Source organism: Chloroflexota bacterium, from assembly GCA_009840625.1.
GTDB lineage: Bacteria > Chloroflexota > UBA11872 > UBA11872 > VXNJ01 > VXNJ01.
Genome location: VXNJ01000001.1, coordinates 685,109 through 709,098 on the forward strand (window position 1 = coordinate 685,109; position 23,990 = coordinate 709,098).

At 63.7% G+C, this 23,990-nt stretch carries 20 protein-coding genes; 15 read left to right on the forward strand and 5 right to left on the reverse strand.

Translation table 11 applies throughout. From position 1 onward, the window contains the following. Positions 1-5: 5 nt before the first annotated feature. A complete protein-coding gene (locus tag F4X41_03090; GenBank protein MYB16009.1) occupies positions 6-290 on the forward strand; it encodes a hypothetical protein in 285 nt (94 codons plus the stop codon). 105 nt (positions 291-395) lie between these two features. Here F4X41_03090 and groL read toward each other — a convergent pair whose 3' ends face one another. Next, positions 396-2,024, reverse strand: coding sequence for a chaperonin GroEL (groL, locus tag F4X41_03095; protein MYB16010.1), 1,629 nt, complete (start codon positions 2,022-2,024; stop codon positions 396-398). Between the two features lie 161 nt (positions 2,025-2,185). Between groL and F4X41_03100 the strand changes: the two genes are divergently transcribed. The 6 genes from F4X41_03100 to F4X41_03125 all read left to right on the forward strand — a co-directional run bounded on the left by F4X41_03100 (position 2,186) and on the right by F4X41_03125 (position 9,734). After that, positions 2,186-2,740 carry a M67 family metallopeptidase gene (locus F4X41_03100; GenBank protein MYB16011.1) on the forward strand — a complete coding sequence of 185 codons (555 nt, stop codon included), beginning with the start codon at positions 2,186-2,188 and terminating at the stop codon, positions 2,738-2,740. Positions 2,741-3,027: 287 nt separating this feature from the next. Further along, a complete protein-coding gene (gene larE / locus F4X41_03105; GenBank protein ID MYB16012.1) occupies positions 3,028-3,864 on the forward strand; it encodes an ATP-dependent sacrificial sulfur transferase LarE in 837 nt (278 codons plus the stop codon). A gap of 131 nt (positions 3,865-3,995) precedes the next feature. Continuing rightward, entirely contained in the window at positions 3,996-5,789 is a 1,794-nt protein-coding gene (locus F4X41_03110) for an efflux RND transporter periplasmic adaptor subunit (GenBank protein ID MYB16013.1), read from the forward strand. Then, a complete protein-coding gene (locus F4X41_03115; protein ID MYB16014.1) occupies positions 5,779-6,531 on the forward strand; it encodes an ABC transporter ATP-binding protein in 753 nt (250 codons plus the stop codon). The genes F4X41_03110 and F4X41_03115 overlap by 11 nt, the downstream gene beginning before the upstream one ends. Positions 6,532-6,544: 13 nt before the next feature. Then, complete coding sequence (locus F4X41_03120; GenBank protein MYB16015.1) at positions 6,545-7,864, forward strand: FtsX-like permease family protein; 1,320 nt, start codon at positions 6,545-6,547, stop codon at positions 7,862-7,864. A 199-nt stretch (positions 7,865-8,063) separates the two neighbouring features. Next, complete coding sequence (locus F4X41_03125; GenBank protein MYB16016.1) at positions 8,064-9,734, forward strand: arginine--tRNA ligase; 1,671 nt, start codon at positions 8,064-8,066, stop codon at positions 9,732-9,734. Here the strand turns inward: F4X41_03125 and F4X41_03130 are convergent. The 3 genes from F4X41_03130 to F4X41_03140 are packed head-to-tail and all read right to left on the reverse strand — an operon-like array spanning position 9,731 to position 13,366. Next, complete coding sequence (locus tag F4X41_03130; GenBank protein ID MYB16017.1) at positions 9,731-10,750, reverse strand: hypothetical protein; 1,020 nt, start codon at positions 10,748-10,750, stop codon at positions 9,731-9,733. The two genes, F4X41_03125 and F4X41_03130, sit on opposite strands and share 4 nt — an antisense overlap. Further along, on the reverse strand, positions 10,747-12,420 hold the full coding sequence (locus F4X41_03135) for a hypothetical protein (GenBank protein ID MYB16018.1): 1,674 nt from the start codon (positions 12,418-12,420) through the stop codon (positions 10,747-10,749). The genes F4X41_03130 and F4X41_03135 overlap by 4 nt, the downstream gene beginning before the upstream one ends. Before the next feature lie 37 nt (positions 12,421-12,457). Beyond that, on the reverse strand, positions 12,458-13,366 hold the full coding sequence (locus F4X41_03140) for a dihydrodipicolinate synthase family protein (protein MYB16019.1): 909 nt from the start codon (positions 13,364-13,366) through the stop codon (positions 12,458-12,460). A 397-nt stretch (positions 13,367-13,763) separates the two neighbouring features. On the opposite strand from F4X41_03140, the gene F4X41_03145 reads away from it, so the two are divergent. The 8 genes from F4X41_03145 to F4X41_03180 all read left to right on the forward strand — a co-directional run bounded on the left by F4X41_03145 (position 13,764) and on the right by F4X41_03180 (position 22,465). After that, positions 13,764-14,810 carry a Gfo/Idh/MocA family oxidoreductase gene (locus tag F4X41_03145; protein ID MYB16020.1) on the forward strand — a complete coding sequence of 349 codons (1,047 nt, stop codon included), beginning with the start codon at positions 13,764-13,766 and terminating at the stop codon, positions 14,808-14,810. A 164-nt stretch (positions 14,811-14,974) separates the two neighbouring features. Beyond that, positions 14,975-16,453, forward strand: a complete 1,479-nt coding sequence (locus F4X41_03150) for a carbohydrate ABC transporter substrate-binding protein (protein MYB16021.1) — start codon at positions 14,975-14,977, stop codon at positions 16,451-16,453. Positions 16,454-16,549: 96 nt separating this feature from the next. Beyond that, positions 16,550-17,521, forward strand: a complete 972-nt coding sequence (locus F4X41_03155; GenBank protein MYB16022.1) for a sugar ABC transporter permease — start codon at positions 16,550-16,552, stop codon at positions 17,519-17,521. 3 nt (positions 17,522-17,524) lie between these two features. Next, positions 17,525-18,466 (forward strand): carbohydrate ABC transporter permease, encoded by a 942-nt coding sequence (locus F4X41_03160; GenBank protein ID MYB16023.1) that lies wholly within the window; start codon positions 17,525-17,527, stop codon positions 18,464-18,466. A gap of 117 nt (positions 18,467-18,583) precedes the next feature. Continuing rightward, entirely contained in the window at positions 18,584-19,279 is a 696-nt protein-coding gene (locus F4X41_03165) for a hypothetical protein (protein ID MYB16024.1), read from the forward strand. A 53-nt stretch (positions 19,280-19,332) separates the two neighbouring features. Beyond that, positions 19,333-20,619: a Gfo/Idh/MocA family oxidoreductase gene (locus tag F4X41_03170; GenBank protein MYB16025.1), complete on the forward strand. Its 1,287-nt coding sequence runs from the start codon at positions 19,333-19,335 to the stop codon at positions 20,617-20,619. Between the two features lie 4 nt (positions 20,620-20,623). Further along, the gene (locus F4X41_03175) at positions 20,624-21,715 is read left to right on the forward strand and encodes an NTP transferase domain-containing protein (GenBank protein ID MYB16026.1); all 1,092 of its coding nucleotides are present in this window, start codon (positions 20,624-20,626) and stop codon (positions 21,713-21,715) included. 12 nt (positions 21,716-21,727) lie between these two features. Continuing rightward, positions 21,728-22,465 (forward strand): hypothetical protein, encoded by a 738-nt coding sequence (locus F4X41_03180; protein MYB16027.1) that lies wholly within the window; start codon positions 21,728-21,730, stop codon positions 22,463-22,465. Here the strand turns inward: F4X41_03180 and F4X41_03185 are convergent. After that, positions 22,419-23,837 (reverse strand): HD domain-containing protein, encoded by a 1,419-nt coding sequence (locus tag F4X41_03185; protein ID MYB16028.1) that lies wholly within the window; start codon positions 23,835-23,837, stop codon positions 22,419-22,421. The two genes, F4X41_03180 and F4X41_03185, sit on opposite strands and share 47 nt — an antisense overlap. Between the last annotated feature and the right edge of the window lie 153 nt (positions 23,838-23,990).

Here is a 23,990-nt window from a genome sequence, read left to right on the forward strand (position 1 = left end):
AATACATGTCAGATCAGATCCAACCGCCCGGCGCAAGGCCCGAAAAGGCCCTTTTGGCAATCGTGGCCCACACGGTTGCCGATCGCGTCCAGCAAGCGCTGCTGGCCGACGGCTTCAGGGTCACCCGCATCAATACCGCCGGCGGATTCCTGCGCCGCGGCAACGTCACGTTCCTGGCCGGCCTGCGGGCCGACGACGTGGATCGGGCGATCGCAAAGATGCGCGACAACGCCGGCGATCGCGGCGGCTGGGTAATGGTCGCCGACCTGGGAACCATAACGCGGGTATAGGGGCCGGCCCCAAAAAACCGAACGCCCCGGCCGGTCGTCAGCCGAGGCGTTGCGCTAGCCGGCCGGGCTACCGACGATTGCCGGAAGCCCGGTGACTGTTGCGGTCTAGTAGCCCATTTCCGGGCCGGGCGCCGGGGCCGGATTCTCTTCCGGCAGGTCGGCAATCAGCGCCTCGGTGGTCAGGATCATGCTGGCGATCGAGGCCGCATTCTCCAGCGCCGAACGAGTGACCTTCAGCGGGTCAATGATGCCGGCGTCGAACATGTTGACGTAGTCCTCCGAGATCACGTCAAAGCCGATAAAGGCGTTGTCGGACTCGGCGTGTCGGCGGCGCACTTCCTGCACCACCACGCCACCGTCGTGACCGGCGTTCTCGGCAATGTACTCGAGCGGTGCGACCAGGGCGCGGCGCAAGGCCCGTATACCGGCCGATTCGTCGCCTTCGACCGCTACTTCGTCGAGCGCGGCAAGCGAATTGACCAGCGCAACGCCGCCGCCGGCGACGATGCCCTCTTCAATCGCGGCCTGGGTGGCCGAAATCGCGTCCTCGACCCGATGCTGCTTTTCCTTCTGCTCGGTTTCGGTGGCCGCGCCGACCCGGATGATAGCCACGCCGCCGGCCAGCTTGGCCTTGCGCTCTTCGAGCTTTTCGCGGTCGTAGTCCGATGTCGCCTCGCGGATCTGGGCATCCAGCTGCTTGATGCGGCCCAGGCGCGATTCGTCGGTGCCTACGCCCTCGACGATGGTCGTCTCATCCTTGGTTGCAAACACCCGTCGCGAGCGGCCCAGATCCTCCAGGATCACGCTGTCGAGGGTTCGACCCATGTCGGACGCAATAACGGTGCCGCCGGTGATGATCGCAATGTCCTGCAGGAGTTCCTTGCGACGGTCGCCGTAACCGGGCGCCTTTACCGCGAGGCAGTTGAGAATGCCGCGCAGCTTGTTCACTACAAGGGTGGCCAGCGCTTCGCCCTCGATGTCCTCGGCGATTACGATGAAGTCCTTTTTGCCGGCCTGGGTGACCTTTTCCAGGGTTGGCAGTATGTCGGAGACGGCCGACACCTTGCCGTCGGTGATGAGGATGTACGGATCTTCGATCTGGGCTTCCATCCGGTCCTGGTCGGTGACGAAGTACGGCGACAGGTACCCACGGTCGAATTGCAGCCCCTCGACGTAGTCGTCCTCAAGCTCGAGCCCCTTGGACTCCTCGACGGTTATGACGCCGTCCTTGCCGACCTTGTCCATGACCTTGGCGATCATGTTGCCGATCTCGGTGTCGGCGGCCGAAATCGAGGCGATCTGTGCGATCTCCTCGGTGCCCTTGATCTGCTTGGCCTGACCTTGCAGGTTCCCAACCAGGACAGCTACGCCCTGGCCGATTCCGCGCTTGATGATCATCGGGTTCGACCCGGCGGCTACGTTGCGCAAACCTTCCTTGAGGATGGTCTGGGCCAAGACGGTGGCCGTCGTGGTGCCGTCGCCGGCCACGTCGTTGGTCTTGGATGCGGCCTCTTTGATCAGCTGCGCGCCCATGTTTTCAAAGGCGTGCTCAAGCTCGATTTCCTTGGCCACGGTTACGCCGTCGTGGGTCACCGTGGGGGCCCCGAATTTCTTGCCCAGGGCCACGTTGCGGCCTTTGGGTCCCAGAGTCGTGCGCACCGCGTTGGCAACGGTGTCTATTCCCTGGAGAAGAAGCTTGCGGGCTTCGGCATCGAGCGCTACTTGCTTTGCCATTTACGCTCCCTCGGCAGCATGCGGCATTATTTGACGAAAAGGGTTCAAAACAAGCCCGGCGCCAGGCAAGTTGGTGCTTCACCCGCGCGCCCGCCGGCTTAAATCTTTCCAGCGCTTGTATGTACAGCGGCGGCTTGTTTCGATAAAGATGTTATCAGAATTTGGGTGCATTTAGGCCTTCTCCAACCTTAGAAAGGCCGGGGCCCAAGCGAGATTTCGAGCGGGATTTCAATCGAGTGCAGAACCCTGAAAAATTTCCCCCGAGTTCCGGGCCGGCGGCAACTGGTCCGGCGGACGGTGCCGAACGGCTGGTTCTGGGGGTGGCGGCCTGGCGTGATCTGGTGGCCCACTGCCGGCGGGAGGCGCCCAATGAGGCCTGCGGCGTGCTCGGCGGCCAATTGTTTGCCGGGGGCCAGCGCGCGGAGCTGTCGGTCCCGGTCGTTAACGTACTCGCCGATCCGCGCCGCTACCGGATGGACCCGCGTGGCCTGATGGCCGCCTTTGATCGGATCGAAGCCGCCGGACTGGAAGAAGTTGCCTACTTCCATTCCCACCCGGCTTCGGCGCCGATACCCTCGAAGACGGACATCGCCGAAGCCCGGATCGGGACGGTGCGCATGCTGATCGTCTCGCTGGAAGACCCGCAGAATCCCAGCGCCGGTTTCTATCTGCTGGGTGATGGCGGCGCGCGAACCGGCAGGCTGGAAATCGAATAACGCCACGGCTGCCAGCAAAAGCGCGAGCGGTCGGGGCTGCGGCCCGCAAGGCTGGTGGCGATCTAGTAAACGCGCGGTGCGCCCGCCGCGGGCGACACAGCTGCGCTTAACCCGTCCCCGACTATTGTTTGGTGACAGCTACTTGGTCATACCGTATAGTGAGGGCCGAGGACTTCCTTAACATTGGAAACCGTTGGCGGTAGCGAATGCCGACTTTAATGAGCAGTGGGGGATTGCGCTTGGCGCTAAACCGCGACCCCGTAGCCGGTGTGGAAACCGCCCCGGCGATGGCCCCTGAATTGGCAGCCAAATACGGGCGGCTGCAGCAGCACCTCGAATCGCTGGGCTCGGTGATAGTCGCCTATTCGGGCGGCGTGGATTCGACCCTGCTGGCGCGGGTGGCTTATGACGTCCTGGGTTCGGAAGCGGTCGCGGTCACCGCGATTTCGCCCAGTTTTTCGGCCAAGGACCGCGCCGATGCAGAGTCGTTTGCGGAACTGATCGGAATTCGCCACGAGTTCGTATACACCGAAGAAGTGGACAACCCCGACTACCAGATCAACGATTCCAACAGGTGCTATTTCTGCAAACAGGAATTATTCATCAACCTGGACGAATTCCGCGGCGCCAATCCGCAGTTCGCCAGCGTCGTCTACGGTCCGGTGACCGACGACCTTGGCGACCACCGCCCGGGCATGGCGGCGGCGAAAGTGGCCGGCGCGGCGGCCCCCCTTGCCGAAGCCGGGCTGTCCAAATCCGAGGTGCGGGCGCTCTCATTGGCGCTGGAGCTTCCCAGCTGGAACAAGCCGGCCGCCCCCTGCCTGTCCTCGCGGGTCGCCTACGGCGAGCACATTACGGCCGCCAAACTGGCCCAGATCGAAGCGGCCGAAGCGATTGTGCGCGCCGAGGGTTTCGCGGAGTTCAGGGTCCGCCATCACGGCGACATCGCCCGCCTGGAAATTCCCCAGGACCAACTCGAGAAGATACTGACGGATGGCCGCCGCGAGCGAATCGTGAGCGGCCTCAAAGCGGCCGGGTACCGCTACGTTGCGCTTGACTTGCAGGGGTTCAGGTCGGGCTCGCTCAACGAGGTTCTGCAGGTCCTGCCGGTCATATCGTCCTGACCTAGTCCGCACCCACCAACTGGACAGCTGTGTTGGCGCGCTGCTACCGCTCTCGCACGCATCCACTTGCTCCGTATCGACCGGCTGGACGGCGTGCGATCCGGACGCTTTGATTCCAGGATCCACCGACCATGAAACTATCTAGCCCCCGACGATTGCGCCGCATCCTGTTGCGAGCCGGAATCGCGCTGGCGCTTCTGGCGGCGGTTGCGGCCGCGGCCCTTTTCTTCGGTCCGTTCGGATTCGGACCCGGTTCCGAGGATCCGGAATCCGACGTTCAGCTGGGCCGGGCCGTGACGGTCGAGCGCGGCGATCTGGCCCGGGTGGTGTCGGCGGTCGGCAACGTCGCCGCCGCAAAGGCTGATGAACTGGCGTTCGAGGTGAACGGCAAGCTGGCCCGGGTCCTGGTTGCGCCGGGCGACGTGGTCGAGTCCGGACAATTGCTGGCCGAGCTGGACGCGGCCGATCTCGAGCAGGCGTTGCTGGAGGCCGAGGAATCGCTGGAATCGGCGAGCCTGGACCACGCGACCCTGCTGGATCCGCCCGACCCCGACGATCTGCTGTTGGCCAAGCTCTCCCTCGCCGAAGCCGAGGCCGCGCTCGCCCGGCTGCGCGATTTCGAGGATCCCCAGACAGAGGTGATGCTGCGCAGTTCGCTGCTGACAAACGAGCGCAGCCTGCGCCAGGCGCAGGCCAAGCTCACCGATCTCGAGGGCGGCGCCACCGCCGAGCAGATCGCGGCTGCTACGGCCAGGTTCCAGCGCGCCGAGGCCAGTTGGCTAAGCGAGCGGGAGTCGTATGAAGATTTCCTTGACGGACCAAGTGATCTGCAGCTGGAAACGGCCCGACTGACGCTGAAGCAGGCCGAGGAAAAACTCGAAGACTATCGCGATTCGTCGCGGACAACGCAAACCGACATTGACCTGCAGGAACTCGTGGTGATCGAGGCCCGGGAGGCGTTGGCCGAGCTGGAAGCGCCGGTAAGCGAAGCGGAAAAACGGCGCCGCGCCGTCAGCCTGGCCGCGGCCGAGCAGGAATACGAAAACGCACGCCTGCAGCTGCTGGAGTTGACCGAGTCCGATTCAGAGGAGATCGCCGTTGCCCGGATCGACTACCAGGCGGCGCTGCTCGGCATGTCGTCGGCTCAGCTGGCGCTGCAGGATTACCAGGACGGCCCGGCCGAGCACGAGATCACCACTGCCGAGAACGCGATCGTTCGCCGCCAAATCGAATTGCGGCGCCTGCAGGAACCTCCGTCCAAGAACGTGGTGCGCAAGTCCGAATTGGGACTGGCCGCGGCCCGGCGGCGCGTCGACGACGCCCGCGAGCAGTTGGCCAAAACGCGGCTGAACGCGCCGTACGGCGGGGCGATCACCAAGGCCGACGCGACAATCGGCGTCCAACCGGCGGCGGGATTCATCGCGATCCAATCCGGCGCACGGCCGCAGATCGAAACCCGAGTCACCGAAATCGACGTGGGCAAGGTGGCGGTGGGACAGGCAGTTACGATCGAACCCGACATATTCGGATCGGAGGAAATATTCGAGGGCACCGTCAGCAGCATCAACCCCGAGCCCTCCAGCGACGCCGGCCTGATCACCTACGACCTGACGATCGAATTCGGTTCCGACCCGGGTTCGCTGCTGCCGGGGATGACGGTGGCCCTGGAGATCATCATCGAGTCGCGCAGCAACGTGATAGTCATTCCGCTGGCGGCTTTGACCGAGGAAGACGGTCGCGTAACCGTAGAGGTCGTCGACCCGCAAACCGATCTGCCCGCCGAACGCGAAATCGAAGTCGGCCTGCGCAACGAAATCGAGGTCGAGGTGCTCTCCGGGCTCTCGGCCGGCGAGTTGGTCCGCACCAGCCTGACCGGGGCCGAAGAAATCGATCTCTCCTTTGGCCCGCCGGACGATGAAGAGTAGGCGGGACCAGAGCTCCGGCGGCGCCGCCACGGCCGCCCCGGTCCGGCCGGATCCCGTCATCAGGATCGCCGACCTGACCAAGACTTACGACACCGGCGCCACCAAGGTCCCGGCCCTGCGGGGCGTTAGTTTCCAGATTCAGCCCGGCGAGATGGTGGCCATCGTGGGTCAGTCCGGATCCGGCAAATCGACCCTGATGAACATCCTGGGTTGCCTCGAGGTTCCCACCGCCGGCGATTACTGGCTCGACGGCGAATACGTCGCCGACCTCGGCGATGGCGCCCTGGCCAAGATCCGCAACGCCAAGATCGGCTTCGTATTCCAGTCCTACAACCTTCTGCCGCGGCTAAACGCGCTGGAGCAAGTGAAGCTTCCGCTTATATACCGGCGCGCGCGCCGGCGGTCGGACCTGGCCCAGGCGGCGCTGGTTCGGGTGGGTCTGGGCGACCGGATGCACCATACCCCCAACCGGCTCTCCGGCGGACAGCAACAGCGGGTGGCGATCGCCCGCGCCCTGGTGACCGAACCGGAAATCATCCTGGCCGACGAACCGACCGGAAACCTCGATTCGTCGATGTCGCTGGAAATCATGGACGTCATTTCCCGGCTCAATTCCGAGCAGGGGATGACGATTGTCCTGGTCACTCATGAACATGAAATCGCGGCGCGCTGCCGGAGGGTGATTACCCTGCACGACGGCCGTATCGCCAGCGACGTGCGTTCGGACGCCGGGGAATGCTGATCGGTCCGCAGAAATGCAGCTGACCGCCGCGCTCGCCCAAGCGGTGCGTTCGCTGGCTACCAACCCGCTGCGCACCCTGTTGACCACGCTAGGAATCGTGATCGGGGTTGGTTCGGTGATCGCCCTGCTTTCGCTGGCTGCAGGGTTCAACCAACTGATCGTCTCCGAGATTCGCGGCGCCGGCGCCAATCTGATGGTCGTGTTCCCGGGCGGAAGCGGCGGCGGCTCGGGTTCGGTGTTTAGGCCCGGCACCAGTGGCTTCCTGTCTCTGGAGGACGCCCAGGCCCTGCGCGAGGCCGAAATCCCCAACCTCGACGCGATAACCGTGAAGAGCACCACCGGCACGGTGGTACGCATTCAAGATTGCGCCGATTTCGTTGGAATCGACGGTACCGACTTCGAGCATTTCGCCGTTTCCGGGATGGAGATCGATTTCGGCCGCGGCTTCACCCGCGCCGAGTACGAATCGGGTTCCGCGGTCGCGATCCTGGGATCCAACGTCGCCGAACGCATGCTCGGCATACGCGGCGATTGCGAGGCGATCGTAGCCGGTCTGGACGCCGATTCCCCCGACACTGAACTCGCCGGCGCATCCGAGCAACTGCTGGGCCAGGCCGTACGGATCGGCAACGGCTCCTTCACCGTGATCGGGATCGCGAAAGGCGTCGGACAAGGTTTCCTGATCGACGACAACAACATCGTAGTTCCGCTGACAACCAAGCATTACCGCCTGGCCGCCGAGTACACCCCGACCGGGGAGATTTCGGTCAACCAGATCTCCCTGGCGCTCGCGGACGAAAGCGACGAGACCCTGGCTCAGGTGCGCGCCGAAGTCGCCAGCATCCTGCGCGCCCGGCACCGCGTCGAGGAAGACGACTTCCAGTTCCTGAGCCAGAGCCAGATCCTGGAGATATTTGCCCAGATCACCGTCGTGGCCAGCGTCTTTCTGGGCAGCATCGGCGGTATTTCGCTGCTGGTCGGCGGAATCGGGATCATGAACATCATGCTGGTCACGGTGACCGAACGCACACGCGAGATCGGCATCCGCAAAGCACTCGGGGCCCGCTACCGCGACCTGATGTTCCAGTTCCTGATCGAAAGCGTCGTGCTGAGCATCCTGGGGGGCGCCCTTGGAGTCGGATTCGGGTGGTTGATCGCATTCGGCGTCGGACAGATTCCGATCGCCGACGGCGACCCGCTGCCCACGCTGGTTGAAACGGGTTCGGTAATGCTGGCGCTGGGCGTGGCGTCCGGAATCGGGCTTGTTTTCGGTCTCTACCCGGCGAATCGGGCCGCGCGTCTGAACCCTATTGACGCGTTGCGATACGAGTAACCCGGGCTGGAATTGAAGTGCCCGCCGCGCGCGCAGACTCAATCCGCCGCCGCCGGAATTCGATTCCACCCCGGTTCGGGGCGGACGGGCATCTGCTAGATTTGTCGCTCCGGCAAGGTCGATCAGGCGCGCCGGGGATTCGCGGGCCGGCACCGGTCCGCCGACGGTCCGTTGCAAAACCAATACCGGCCCAGACCCAATGAACCGGACTCGAATCGAGGCCTTGCTGGCGACGGCGCTCGAGCGCCTTGCCGAATCCGGCACCCTCCCGGAGATCGAGCTCGGCTCGATGGCCGTCGAAAAAGCGCGCATTCCCGACGCCGACTACTCGTCCACCCTGGCACTGCGCCTGGCCAGCGCGGTCAATCAACCTCCGCGGTCGATTGCCGAAAAAATAATCGGCGCGCTGCCGGACCACCCCATGATCGGGTCGGTCAGCATCGCCGGACCGGGCTTTGTCAATTTCGTCCTCGATCCGGCCTGGATCGCAGGTCAAGTCGAGGCGATCATCTCCAGCGACGCGGGCTTCGGCAATACCGCGAGCCTTTCCGGTCGACGCATCCAGGTCGAATTCGTGAGCGTCAACCCGACCGGCCCGCTGACGGTGGGCCACGGCCGATCGGCGGTGATCGGCGACGTCCTGGCACGCCTGTTGCAGGCCGCCGGGGCAATCGTTGAACGCGAGTATTACATCAATGACGCCGGAAATCAGGTCCGAATGCTCGGACTGTCGCTGCGTCACCAGTACCGGTTGCGGCACGGATTCGAATCCCAGGCGCCGTCGGCGGGTTACCGGGGTGCTTATGTGGCCGATTGGGCCGCCGAGATCGACTGGCCGCCGGAAGAAATTGCCGAATTGAGCGAACCAGAGCAGGTTGAACGGTTCACCGACTGGGGGGTGGCGCGCGCGCTGGCTGAGATCAAGGCCCACCTGGCGCCGCTAGACATCGAATTCGACAGCTGGTATTCGGAAAGCCGGTTGCACGCCGATGGCGCGGTGACCGCCGCGATCCAAGCACTCAAGCAGCGCGGATTCGTCCAGGAACGCGAAGACGCGGTCTGGTTCGCGCACGGCGAAGACCAGTCGCAAGCCAACGTGCTCGTCAAACGCACCGGCGAACCGACGTATCTTGCGGCCGACGTCGCCTACCACTGCGACAAGCTGCAACTGCGCGAGTTCGACACCGCGATAGATATAGTGGGCGCCGACCATCACGGCCACACGGCGCGGATGAAGGCCGCGTTGGGGGCGCTCGGGATCGATCCCGAACGACTCACCTACGTGCTGTGCCAGATCGTGCACGTGGTAGTCGACGGAGAACCGGTGCGCCAGAGCAAACGGGCCGGTGATTTCGAACTGTTGGTGCAATTGCTTGACGACGTCGGCGCCGACGCGGTGCGCTACTTCATGCTCTCGCGCGATCCCAACAGCCAGATGGAATTCGATCTGGACCTGGCGCGGCGCCAGAGTGACGAGAACCCGGTCCACAAGATCCGCTACGCCCACGCTCGGATCGCCAGCATCCTCAGGCGCGCCGGCGAGCAAGGCCTGGCTCCCGACATTGCATTGCTTTCGCTGATTACCGAGCCCGAAGAGATTGCCATTGTCAAGCGGATGCTGGAGCTGCCCGAAGTGGTGGATATGGCCGCCACCAATTTCGAACCGCATCGATTGGCCCATTACTCGCTGGCGCTGGCCAGCGAATTCAATTCGCTTTACCACCGCCACCGGGTGATATCAGAAGATCAGAGGCTCAGCCGCGCCCGCCTGGCCCTCACCAGGGCGGTGGGAATTACCCTTGCCCGTTCGCTCGAACTTATGGGCATAGAAGCCCCGCAATTCATGCAGCGCGAAGCCGGATCCACTTAACCGGACTCGGCGCTGCTGGCCGATTTCGATATGACCCATTCCGTGTTTGCGGCCGCCAGTGCGTGCGCCTCCTTGCCAACCAGCAACCGGGCGCCCTCGAGCAGCCTTCCCCCGGCGATACGTACGGCCGGTATATCGGCGGCATCACTTCTCCGGCCGGTAATGATTCCATCCGGACCGAATCCACGCACCAATTCGCAATCGATCACGGCGTTGTCCGCTGAACCGGATACAACAAATTCGCCGGTCCCGGAATCCGCGTCCACGGTCAGGCTTACCGGGCACCCTGAATACGCCTCAAGGACCGCCCAAAGCGGCTCCGGCAGCACGCTCGACGTGACCGCCTCAACTACCCCGTAGGTAATCGGCGCCGGGCCGGCAGATTCATCCGCGGCGGCGATGTCCGAATCGTCGGCTAGCCAAGAATCCGGCATTCCCGGCAGGAGCAATCCGGCCAGGTTTTGGGACCGCGGCGAGGTCAGTTCATCGGGATCGAAGTCCCCGTTCACCGCCAGGACGGTCGCGTCCGGGTAAGCCGAAACCGCCTCACCGGAGTCTCCGCCCCGCAATGCCAGGGTTCCGAAAACACTCGGTCCGCGCGCGATCGGACAGTACATCGCCAGCCCTTCGCCGGTGATCTCGACGAGGCGGTCGGGTTCGATCGGCCCGACCACGCCCCCGATCCGCGCTTTTATTTCGGATTGGATTTCAGGTCCGCTCAGGAACGCGTATCCGGCGTCCGAATTCAACGCAACCACTCGGGCATCCCAGTCGATTTCCCGGCGCCGCCCGCGCCACCCGCCTTCTCCCCCGACGGTCGTCCCGGCCGGAATAGGGTCTCCGACTTCGGCACCCTCCAGATGCTTGAGGGGTACCGCGCGGACTTTCCGCGGCGCATGGAATTCGGCAATAGGCGCGCCGGGAATTACCTCCTGGCCGGAACTGCATAGCAACCGGGCTCCGGCCGGCAACCGGTGGCCGACCGATAGCGTTCCAAACAGCGCTGCGGGTTTCAATCCGGAACTCCGAGCACGGCCGGCGAATCGGCCCCGTACACCGCGAGTCCCTGCAGCCAGGCCAAAACCAGCTCGGAGCGTTCGTCAGGGTCCGCGCCCTCGGCCGGCGGGCGGCCGCGTGCGTCTACCAACAATCCGCCGACCCCGAGGTCGACAGACGGCGACAGTCCCACCGCCCGTCCCGGACCGCCGCCGACGTCCAGACCACCGGCCGGCATCGCGCCGATCCGGGCGGGTTGGCCGGCCAGGGCCGCCAGGCGGAGGGTCGCGCCGAAGGGGACAACCTCCTCGACGCTGGATCCGTCATTCCGTTGCGCGGCCACGTGCAGGGCAGGCTCGTTGGGCCGCGCGCTGCCGGTTGCGGCAACACTCATCGCCAGCGGCGCCAGCGCGTCGGAAGGATCGACGGTTTCGCCCAGTAAGTCGAGGCATCCGAGCATTGGAAGGGCGCTGGCCTGGTCCTGGGCCAGCTGGCAGAACCGCACCGGCAGCAGGCCGTTCAGCAAGCACGCCGCCGCCTCCAAGGGGGCGCAGTCGCCACCCAGCATTGCGCCGCTGCCAACCACCAGGTCGCATTCGAATTCGGCCAGGCGCAATTGAGTTCGGGCGCGCGACAGCGCGGCCACTATCGCCGCATCTTGAATCAACCGTTCGCGGTGAGTGGACGGCACGCCCCAGGGACGCCCGGCGCGGTCGAGCAATCCGGCGCGGATGTCGGCGTCCGGCAGGCGGACCGGCAGCCAACGCGCGACCTCTTCGACCGGCAGCTGCAAACCGAAATGGCCGCCCCGGTTCTCGCCGGCCACGTGTCCGAAGTTGGCGATCCTGACCGAACCCTGATCGGCCAACGCCAGCGTGACACCGCGAGGCTCGACATGCGCGACCGCCAGGCGCAACCCCATCAGGTGTGAGAGCCGCCACGTCGCCCTGCGCAGCGCTGCGGTGATCGGAATGAGCGGGCGATCGACCAGCTTTGGTGGCAGATTGCGATTCATGACGGGGGCGTTCGCCGCCAGATATGCGGAAGCGAAATGCTGATGTAGGGCATTTAGGTTGTCGGGGTGGGCGGCATCCGGATCCATGGTCGCGACCGTGATCTCGGGTTCCAGAATCCGGCGCGCCCCAGCGGTCGTGTCCGCGTCCCCCAAAAGGACTACCGCAGGCCGCGGCTTCGGCTCAGCCTCGCAATAGAGGTGCCGAACGGTTTGCGCCGCCAGTTCGGTGGCGGCGGCGCCCCGCGGTCCCGCGAAAGCAATCAGAATGAGTGCAGCCCGAGACTTACGGATCCGCTCAGCCAACTCGTTGGGATCATTGCGTCGCAGGAAATCGGTGGCCAGCTGCGCAACGCTGTCGCCGGTCAGAAATCCCTGGCCGCGCATCGCCGAAACAAGCCTCCGGCGCTCCGCGGCGGCCAGATCCGTCACCAGTACCGCCCCCAGCGGGGGAGCGATCTCGGACCCGGTGATCGCGGCATAGTCGCCGGCCGACACCGCGGGCGCGCCCAGCGACGCCTGCGACCAGGTCCGCCGCCAATCACCCTTAAGCGGGCCGCCGGGGTTGGGTACGTCCGCCAGATCAGTCAGGACGCGCCGTCCATCGAACGCGCCGAATTTCCCGATCCGCAGCCGTGGCCCCACATCTGCGACCGAAATCGCCGGCTCGGAAGGCAATTCCCCGGCCGACGGCGGCACTGTGCTCAGCGGAATGTCACTCCCTGACGGGCACGCGCAAATGCGACTCGACCCGGGCGAATGCCGCTTCCGCGGCGTCGGCCGACAGACGCTGCATAGGTGGCGCCACCACCGGTGAGCAGAGCCCCATCTTCCAGAGGACCGCCTTGGCGTAAGGCTGGCCGAGCGGCGGAGCATTGAGTTGGTTCGAGAACTCGACCGCCTGGCGCTGGTATTTTTCGGCGCTGGCCAGGTCGCCGGCCTGGTAGGCGTCGTAGAGCTGCGCGGAAATGTGCGGAACGACGTTTTGGGTGAGGCCGATACAACCCGCGCCGCCGTTTACCAATGCGTCCAGGAGATGACCGTCACCGCCGATAAAAACCTTAAATCCTGGGTTAGACGCGGTCGCGGCGAGGGCCGAATGCAACCAGCCGGTCGAACCGCCTGAATCCTTTAGTCCTACGACTCCGCATTCGGCCAGGCGCCTGACAGTGGGCGGGGCGGCGACCAACTTGGTCATAACCGGGAAGTGGTAATAAAGGATTGGGAGCGATGAAGCCTCGACCAGGCGCGCGAACCAGTCGACTATTTCGTCCTGGCCGATCGGGAAATAGTAGGGCGGAGTCACCAGCGTTGCATCAACGCCACAATCGGCTGCCTCCTGGATCTGCTCGATGGTCGCCCAGAGGTTGGGCAGTCCGGCACCGCCGATTACGGGTATCCGGCCGGCGGCGGCGGCGACCGCGGCTGCCAGCGCCCGGCGCCGCTGGCCGTAAGCAATCCCCTGGAATTCCCCCGAACTTCCCAGCACGACCACGCCGTGGGCGCCGTTGTCAATAAAGAATTCGATCAATGCCGCGATGGCGCCCGTATCGACTGAATAGTCGTCGTTCAACGGCGTAATCATCGCCGGCATCGATCCGCAAAGCCGTTGGCTGTCAATCATTGGAATGAGATCCTAGTCGGTGCAAATCCACGCAGGCTGCATGGGTGGTCGGGGGGCACATGCCTTATCGGACTCCCGCGATTATTGTCAGTTCGCGCAACGCTGCGCCCGCGCGGTCCACGCCGTTGCCTGTCAATTAGCCGCGACCCTCCCTGCAGTAACGAACACGCCGCAGAACCGTGGCAGGCAGCGGCGGGATCGGAGGCCGGCGACCCCAGACCGACCCTGTGGGGCAGCTTAAATCCAGGTACGCGGGCGGCGATGCGGCTCCGTTTATCGTCCCGTCCGGCGGACCAGTCGCACTGAACGGCAATTTGCCGCGGTGGGGTCGCGACGATTACCGCTCGCGGGCAAAATAGGCGCAGGTCGGATCGGCACCAGTGCCTGACCGTGGCCGATGCGGGCCGGCCAATCCCGATTACCAAACAAATGCGAGGGTGCGCGCGTGGACCCGGTCGGCGTCGGCTTCATCGGACTTGGCCAAACCGTAAATCTCTGGCATATTCCCTTCATTGCAGGTTCGTCGCTGGTACGCGCCGTCGCCGGCGTCGACATCACGCCGGCTCGCCGCGATCTCATGGCCCCGCACATTCACGGGCCGGTGGGGGCGGAAATAGATTCCTTGCTGGCCAACCCCGAGGTCGAAATAGTGGTGGTTGCAACGCCCCATCGCTTCCACAAAGAGCACGTAATCGCATCCCTTGAAGCCGGCAAGCACGTTATCTGCGAAAAGCCACTTGGGCTCAATCTGGCCGACGCGCGAGAAATCGCGGAGGTGGCCAATCGCTGTCAGCGCTATGCGTCGGTGTATCAGAACCGGCGATTTGACGCCGATTCGCTGGCAATCAAGAAGGCGGTCGACGGCGGTGCGATTGGGGACCTGATTTCAATCTCGCGCGCCCATTACCGCGACCGGCCGCACACCGACATGGCGGCCCAGGAATACCGTCCCGATTGGCGGCTCGAGTCCTGGGCCGGACACCTGATCGACTGGGGACCGCATCTGCTCAACCAGCTTCAGCACTTTGCCGGTGCAAAGCCGAAGTCGGTCTATTGCCATCTGCGTGGAGTGAAGTGGACGACCGAGTCCGACGACTTCTTCACCCTGCTGGTCGAATTTGAAAACGGAGTCCTGGGCAAGGCCGAGGTCTGCGTTTTCGCCCACGACGGCCAGAAGGAGTGGCACCTCATCGGCAGCGAGGCAACCTTGTCCTGCCAAGGATGGGGGGAGCCCATTTACGTGTACGGATCCAATGGGGACAAGACCGAGGTGAAGACTGGTGAGCACCGCTGGGCCGATATCTACGAATCGCTGGCGCGATTCATCCGGGGCGAGGGCGAACCGGCGGTCTCGACCAGGGAAGCCCTGGAAACGATGGAATTGATCGAGGCGGCGCGTATTTCCGCCCAGACCGGGCGTTCGGTCGACCTTCCCCTCAGCTGAGCTGAATCCGGCGGCGCGCGATAGGCCGCTATATCTGGCCGGCATCGCAATTGAGGTCGTGAGGTCATTCCCCACCTTTCAAGCGTGGTAACATGACCAAACTTTGGTTCCAAACCAGCGCGTGCGGGTTCACGCCCTGCGCAAGGTTGGACAATTGAGGTGGAATGCACATCAGGGAGGCGATGCGAATGCACGATTCCAAACTCAGCCGCCGCAAGCTAATGGCCACCGGTCTTGCCGGTGGGGCCGCTGCTGCGGCCTTGGCTGCTTGTGGCGAAACCGTGGTGGAAGAGCGAGTCGTCACCCAAGTCGTCGAAGTCGAGAAGGTCGTGACCGAAGTCGTGACGGAAACCGTCACTGAAGTCGAGTCCAAGATCCTCGAAGTCGAAAAGATCGTTGAGGTCGAACGCGACGCTGGTGAAGTCGAGATCTTCTCCTGGTGGACAAATGCAGGTGAGGTGGAAGCCCTCAACACGCTGTTTAAGAACCTACAGGCGAGCGTTCCCGGCATCGAAATCATCAATGCCGCGATTGCTGGTGGCTCGGGTCCAGGTGGGAACGCCAAGGCGATCCTCACGACCCGGATGCTGGCCGGTGAGCCGCCTGACTCCTTCCAGATTCACTGGGGTCACGAGTTGACTTACTCGCACGTGTCCCCGAATCCCAACGTCGAGCCTCTCGACGACCTCTGGCTGGAGGAAGGTTACTTCGAGCAATACCCCGAGGGGTTCGTTGAAAACGGTAGTTTTGACGGCAAAGTTTGGGCAGTGCCAGTCAACATTCACCGCTCGAACGTAATGTGGTTCGACAAGCAGTTCTTCCGAGACACGGGAATACCGGACCCGACCACCTACGAGACCTGGGACGACGCTTTTAACGCCTACGATGACATCAAGGCGACCGGGCGCGCTCCGTTCTCAATCGGTGAGGTTCGACCTTTCTACACCGGTCACGTTCTTGAAAACGTGATCCTCGGTGTTCTTGGGGGACAAGGCTACGTCGATCTGTTCAACGGCAACAGCGACTGGAACGGCGATGCCATTACCCAGTCACTGGAGATCACCAAGAACCTGGTCGAAAACTACGTTAACGAGGACATCCTCAGCGTTGACCCGGCTACCGCGTTCGAGAAGATCTTCTCGGATGGTGAAAACGGCGGGGTCATGACGATCAACGGCGACTGGGCCGAGGGTTTCTACCGCGGCAAGGGCTACGACGGCCAGTACGGCTACGCCCGACCGCCCGGGACCCAGGGGCACTACATGGCTCTGTGTGACGCGTTCACACTGCCAACCGGTGCGCCAAATCCCGAGAACGCGATTGCATTCCTGAAGGTATGTGGTTCGCAAGAAGGACAGGACGAGTTCAACCACTTCAAAGGTTCGATCTCGGTGGGTAGCGATCCCAACCTGACCTACTTCAACAACTACCAGAAGGAAGCGATCAAGGACTGGCAAGACCCGTCCACGTTCATCGCCCCGAGCGTCGTGCACGGTTTCGCCGCACGGCAGAGCTGGATTACCGAATTCGTCAACATCGGCAACACTTTCTCAGCGGAAGTGCGCAGCGGTGACGCGAACGCGGTGGCGAACGCTCAGGCCTCAATGCAGCGAGCCTGCGAAGACTCGGCAATCTGCACCTAGCAGTTTCCTAAAGGGAGGGGGAGCCGTTCCCAAGCGGCTCCCCCTTTGCTGGAAATCCGCTGGGATTACTTTTCGATTTGAATAACTGACCGGTTAATGGCCACCCCAGCACTCACTAGACCCCCGCAGCCGCAGCGCAGCGCCTTGGCCCGCGCCTGGCGCTTCGTGAACCGCGATCGGGTACTGGCGCTTATCGTCCTAGCGCCATCTCTGCTGCTGGTGGCCATCTTCATTTACGGGTTCATCGCCTGGACGTCGCTGGTGGCGTTCCTGGAGTGGAACCTCCCCAATACGCCGGTATCGATCGCCGGTCCCTACAACGGCATTGACAACTGGCAGTGGTTGTTCGAGTTACCGCGCTGGTACAAGGACATCCGCAACATGGTGATCTTCACCGTGCTGTTTCTTGCCGAATGCATGATCCTGGGGTTCCTGATCGCCGCATTTCTGGACCAGCAGGTCAAGGGCGAGGGCTTCTTCCGGACGATTTACATCATGCCGTTTGCAATTTCGGCAGTCGTCACCGGGGTGGTCTGGCAGTGGATGATGCACCAGACCAACGGCTTCAACCGGCTGATCGACATCCTTGGCTTCAATCACATTCTGGGGTTGTTTGGTCTCGGGCCATTTGAGTGGCTCTGGATGTCGGACCAGAACATCGGGATGGTGGCAATATCCTTTGCCGCCTCCTGGCAAATGGTTGGGTACACCATGGCCCTTTACTTTGCGGGCATCCGCGGCATCTCGCAGGACCTGCGTGAGGCCGCCCAGATCGATGGGGCCGGAACCGTAGCCCTTTACCTGAACATAATCATTCCGCTGGTGCGCCCGGTCTCCTTGACCGCCTTCATCATTCTGTTCGGGCTCGCGCTGCGCCTGTTCGACCTGGTTGCTGCAATCGGCGGTTCGGGCATTAATTTCTCAACCGACACGTTCGCGTATCACATGGTCCAGCTCGCATTCCAGGACCTAAGATTTGCTCGCGGTGCGGTGATCGCAGTGATCATGGTCCTCTTGTCGGCGATCGTAGTGGTGCCCTACCTGTGGAGCATCCGAAGGGAAGTCTGAGCCATGGCTACCACCACCGCTCCTCCTGAACTGGTCGCCGCCGGTTCGACCATCCGCACCAACCGCGTCGGACGGGTGGCGCGCAGGACTTTCGTCTACTTGTTCCTGATTGTGGTGGCGATCCTGATTTTCATGCCGTCCTACGTGGTGCTGGTAAACGCGCTAAAACCCTTCAGCGAGGTCCACCCCACGACCATGTGGCAGCCGCCGACGAGCGGTATTTCGCTGGAATCCTTCCAGCGCGGCTGGCTTGCCGTGAACAACAACATGATCGCCAGCGCCAAAGTCACGATCCCGGCCGCGATAGTTTCCTCCCTGCTGGGATCTATCAACGGTTACGTTTTCGCAAAGTGGCGATTCCGCTACTCGAACATCATCTTTCTGCTGGTCCTGTTCGGGCTGTTCCTTCCCTACCAGGGGATCCTGATCCCGCTGGTGATAACCCTGACCCAGATAAAGGCCCCGTGCATCCTGTTGACGGCCGATTTCGACCGAGCGTTCGAAATCTGCACTTTCTACGGCACGATCCCCGGCCTTGTCCTGACCCACACGATCTTCGGGATCCCAATCACGGCGTTGATTTTCCGGGCCTATTTCGTCTCGGTGCCGACTGACCTGATCGAAGCCGCGCGGGTCGACGGAGCCGGGTTCTTCGGCGTTTATCGACACATCATGTTTCCGATTGCCGCACCGGCCTTCGCAGTGGTCTTGATCTGGCAGTTCACCCAGATATGGAACGACTATCTGCTCTCGCTCTCAATCCTGAACAACCCCAAGGACGCGCCGGTCATGGTCGGCGTGGTGAACACTTCCAATTCGTACTTCATCGAGTACAACGTCCAGTTTGCGGCGGCTCTGCTGGTGAGCATCCCCACGCTGCTGTTCTATTTCCTGCTGGGCCGGCTTTTTATGCGCGGTCTGCTGGCGGGAGCCGTAAAGGGGTAATCGCCGATCCGGCCGCAGTATGGCCGGGCGCAGGATATTGCGGTTCGCGGGGCGGTGGGCGGATAATTGGCCATCGACGGCAGATTTGGGCCGAATTGTGAGCGCGCGGAAATTGACATGGAGGCACCGATGCGATTGAGCAGGCGAAGATTTATCCGGTTCTCGACCACGGCGTCGGGCGTTGCGTGCGCCAGCGCTTTGCTTGCCGCCTGCGGCGAGGGTGGGGCTAGCACGCCCGACCAGCAAGGTCTGCAAGGCTGGACCGAGGGGCAAAACCTCGAAGGTGGCCAGGAAGTCCAGCAAGGGCAACCCGGGGGAATTCCTGACGAACGCGCCCGGCTGGGGCTGCCGCCGGGCCGGTTGGTGATCATCTCGCTCAGCTTTGCGGGACCCGATTCCAAGATCGTGATCGAAAACCGCAACACCGCCCAGGACACGCTTTTCTACTGGATCCTGGCCGCCAATGGTGAGCAATGGGAGATCCCCGGGGTGTTCAAACTCCAGCCCGGCGAACAGCTGACCATCGGGTACGGCGAGGGCACCGACACCGAGAACGAAGTGTTCATGAACGGCGCGCTCGGCGAGCCCGACCCGGCCGGTGGCGAGCTTGGACTCTACAACGAGACCGACGACCTTCAGGACTGGACCTACATGCACCAGTACCTGCAGTGGGGTTCCCCGGGCCAGCCGCTTGCCTCGGTGGCTATCGAAGGCGGCATCTGGGAAGAAGGGGTCGCGGTTGAAGTCGAGGCCGGCCAGACCATCACCTATGACCACTCGCAACCGGGACAGGGTACCTTCTCGGCTTCATAAAGCACTTGCCGGTCCAAGTGTGCCGGCACAAGTTCTAAATCCCGGGTTGCCTGTTGGCACTTGAACGGTACTCCCGCGCCAAGCCGCTCAAGTTGGCGCTGGTCGGTTGCGGCGGCATGGGTCGCCGCCACCTGCACGGGCTCGCGCAATTGGAGAGCGCGGGCTTAAACCCGTTCGATTTGGTCGGGGTTTGTGATCCGTTCGCGGAAGCGGCCAACGCGGCCGCGCATTTGGCGGAAAAGTTATTGGATGTTCAACCCCGTGTATATGCCGGACTTGAAGACTTGGCTGCGGCGGAAGAGCCCGACGCGGTCGACATCGTAACCACGCCGGCAACCCACCACCTGGTCGGCGCCGCCGCGCTCGACCTCGGGCTACACGTCCAGATTGAAAAACCGGTCGCGATCACCATTTCGGCAGCCAATTTCCTGGAGCGGGCCGCGGACGAATCCGGCCGCGTGCTTTCGGTCGCCGAGAACTTTCGCCGCGATCCGATAAACCGCCTGCTGCGGGCCGTCATCGACTCCCAGGAACTCGGGCAGCCAGCCATGATGATTGACACAACCCTGAGCGGAGGCGGGGCGGTCGTTATCACGCCCTGGCGGTCCACCAGCGCCCAGGGAGGGCTGCTGATGGACGTCGGCGTTCACAACGCCGATATGTTCGAGTACTTCATGGGTCCGGTCGAAGAAATCACCGCCTGGGCGGGGGTTCTGGAGCCGCAAAGAAGTTTCCGGGGCTTAAACAGCAACCTGGCCCGCTTTTATGAACTCTCCAATAGGCAGGCAGCGGGAGATTACCGTGCCGACGGGGTCGACTCGGGGTTCGCGCTGCTGCGTTTCTCTTCCGGAGCCGCCGGGCAATGGTCAATGGCCCTCGGCGTGGGCGGCGGCGATCCGGTGCGAATGCGCCGAATCTATCTCGAAGACGGGATGATCGAATGTCCCGACGACCGGTCCGGTCAGCCGCCGTCGATCGTCAGGCGTGGCGACCGCAGCGAGTATTGCGGCGATGCGGTCCTAGGCTTGGTTCCCGAATTCGAGCTTCCCGAGGTGACCGCGCATCTTTTCGGCGGCAACCGATTCGGCCGGATCGAGATGGGATTCAACGAGATCGACGCGCGAATCACCGCCTCCGAATACTGGGAGCTGGGCGATTGCATCCTGAACAACAAGCGGCCCGAGGTGGGGATCACCGAAGGGCGCGCGGCGCTCGCGGTGGTGCTCGGCGCGATCGAGTCCGGACTGTCGGCGCGGAGCGTAAAGGTCTCCGACCTGCTGGAGGGGCGGGTGTCGGCCTACCAGGACCGGCTCCTGCCTGAATCACCGGGGCCTGGCTGAGGATTTGAGCGAAAACCCCTTCATTGCGATCATTGCCGGCGGCGCCGGTACGCGTTTGTGGCCCCGCTCGCGGTCAGGTAATCCGAAGCAACTGCTCGATTTCGGCCAGGGGGAGAGCTTTATCCGTCAAACCTATCGGCGCGTCGCCCCGCTGACTGCGCCCGACCGGTTGATGGTGATAACCGGGCCCGAGCTAGCCGGAGCCATTGCCGGCGAACTGCCCGAGCTCGATCCCTCCCAGATCATCTGCGAGCCGTCCCCTAAAGGCACTGCGCCGGCGATCACCGTGGCCGCCGCGCACGCCGCCCGACGTGCGCGGGATCCGACCTTGATAACCGTCGGATCCGACCACTACATAGGCGACGTTGATGCGTTTCGCAGGTGTCTGAGATCCGCCGCCGCCGCCGCCCGCCAAACCGGTGGACTGCTCACGGTCGCGGTCCGTCCGACCCATCCGGACACCGGAATGGGCTACATCCACGTTGGGGAATCGGCGGGTGCCTTCGTGGGTATACCAGTCCACCGGACGCGCGAATTCGTGGAAAAACCGGACAAGGCGACCGCTGCCAGATATGTGGCCGGCGGCCAACACCTCTGGAACTGCAACTACTTCGCTTTCAGCACCGGGTCTCTCCAGGCAGCACTGGCCCGCCATGCGCCGCACCTGGAACTGCTCCTTGCGGCATTGATCCGGTCGACGGACTTTTCGGGAGAGCTCCGGGATCATTGGGCCGATCTTCCCAGCGAAGCCATCGACACGGCGCTGATGGAACGGGCCGACAACGTCTTTACAGTTCCGGCGGAATTCGATTGGGCCGACATCGGATCCTGGGACGGGGTATACAAGATCGCAAAGTCGGTTCCCGGCGCCACCGAGAACTACGTCGCCGGCGGGGAGCACCTCGGTCACGAGTTCTTGGGGAGCCGGGGCTGCCTGGTCGACGCGGAATCAAAACCGGTGGCGGTAATTGGCCTGGACGACGTCGTGATCGTCGAGTCTGCTGATGCGGTTCTGGTGTGCCATCGCGACCGCGCCCAGGAAGTGGCCGATTTGTTGGCGCAACTGCGCTCCGACGGCCGAGCCGAGCTGCTCTAAGGGACGGTTGCGGTGATCGAAGCCGGGACGGCCGGCGCACAGCGAGCGCCCGGCTTCCAGCGCGGGCCAATCCTGGTGTTGGCGACTTCGGCGGCAGTGCTTTTAGGGGCCGGGCTGCTGTGGCGCGAAGAGCTGCGCGCCTTGCCGCCCTGGTATTTCGGCCTGGCCTTTTTGGGGCTCCTGACGCTTACCGGTGCGCTTGGGCGCTGGCGGCTGGGCCTTCCCTGGCCGCACGTCGGTCAAACCGTGGTGGCCGCGTCGGCGGTTGCAATCGCGGTCCTGGCCTGGATATACGCCGACCTGGTCCGCGACCTGGAAGGACCGGCCGCAGTGGTTGCGTTCGCGGTCACGATGGTCGGCGCATCGACCGTGATCCTGCCCGCGCCTACAGCTTTAACCGTCGTCGCCCTGGCCAGCTCCCTGGACAACCCGGTAGGAGTAGGCGTGGCGGCGGCGGCCGGGCAGACCGTCGGCGAGGGGGTGGGCTACTTGCTGGGCCGCAGCGGGTCGGCACTCCTGCCGGAATTTGGTTGGAGCCGGCGCCTGGCGGACCGAATGCGCCGCAACATCCTCGTCACCGACGGCGTCATAGTTCTCTTCGCCGCGGTCCCGAACCCGGTTTTTGACGTTATCGGAATCATCGCCGGGACGCTTCGACACCCGGTCTGGCGCTACGCGGCGGCCGCGTTCCTGGGCAATGTTTTCAAGTACGTGATCGTGTGGGGCGGCCTGGGGGCGCTGCTGGGCTGACCGGCCTGAACGCCCGCCCACCGGCTTCTTTTTGCAGTTGGTCCCACAACCGCGCCAAGGCCGTGCGGTCCTCTTCACCGGGCACGTAAAACCGGAGTACCCGCTCCGGAGCGATCGAGGCCACCAGTTTCGAGACTTTGGTGATCTCTACCGGGGCCCCGTTCGGGGAGGGCTTGACCAGCACCGCGCGCTGCGATCCCGGGCCGTGCGGTCCCGCGCTCGAAATCGCATCTATTGCCGCTTCGTCGCTCAGCAAGTCCAGTCCCTCGACCAGTCCCCAGGCGGGCGCCTCGGCGCGCAGACGGGCCCGGAACCGGATCGAGAACTGGAGTCCACGCTCGGGAATCCGCTCGCCGGCGTCAAAACACTTGAAGATGCGTCGCCGGCGCAGCCGGGACGTCAACTCCGCCAAGTGAACGTCGCCCGCCGTGGCCATCTCGGCCAGCGCGCCGCCGAGCACCTCGTCGTCCAGGGAAAGAAAACTCGCGAGCCCGCGCGGCCCGCCGACGTGGTCGAGCAGGGGGTGCGGCTGCGTCAAACCGGTGAGCGAAACACTTCCGTCGGCGATCAGTTCGGCGAGGCGTACGATCGCCGCCTCGAGCATCAACTCGGCGCCGCGCGAGGTCTTGTGCAGATAGATCTGGCGGTAGAGATTGATTCGCGCCAGCAGGTATTCTTCGGCCGAGCGAAGTCCCTTCGACGCCAATACCAGGCCCCGGCCCCCTCCCCAGCGGTCAGCCAGCGACTCAACCCGGAGGCTGTCGAGAAGCCAGGTCAGGTCGATCGAGCCGCTAGCGACACCCGTCATGCGCCGGTCGCGTTGCAGGTAATCGAGCCGGTCAGCGTCGAAATGCGAAGCCACCACGCTGGCGTAAATGTCATCGGGCCCGTCACCGCAGATCTCGTCGGCAACCAACCCGGCCAGTCCGGTTTCGGCGTCGTCCAGGATCTGGCGGACGGCCGTATCGCCGCAAAGTACCGCCCGCGACCAGTGCTCGTGGTTGCCGGGACCGCCGACCGCCCGTTCGGATTTTTCGAACACGTGCGAGAGCGGCCCGTGTCCAATGTCGTGCAGGAGCGCCGCCAAGGCCGAAACGCGGGCCCGCCGTTCGTCGAAACTGCCCGGCCCGAGCTCGCGCCGGATCACACCCAGCAGCTGCCGGGCCACGTGATAGACCCCGACCGAATGGCCGAATCGGGTGTGAGTGGCCCCGGGAAAGACCAGATGCAGAAAGCCGAGCTGCTTAATCGATCGCAGGCGCTGCATTTCGGGCGCATCGAGCAACCGCCAGGCCAATTGATCGACCTCGGATTCGGCTTCGAAACGAATCAAGCCGTGAATCGGGTCGCGAATTCGCTTGGTTGAAGGCATGGGGCCTTCCGATTATCCCGACAGCGTCCTCCGCAACCTCCAGGCAATTAAACTTTTTTTGCGTTGCCGGACGGCGGCCCGGATGCGGTCGCCGAGGAATGTTGGCCGCCGGCACCCGGGCACGATTAGGACCAGCGGAGGCAGCGTCTAGCG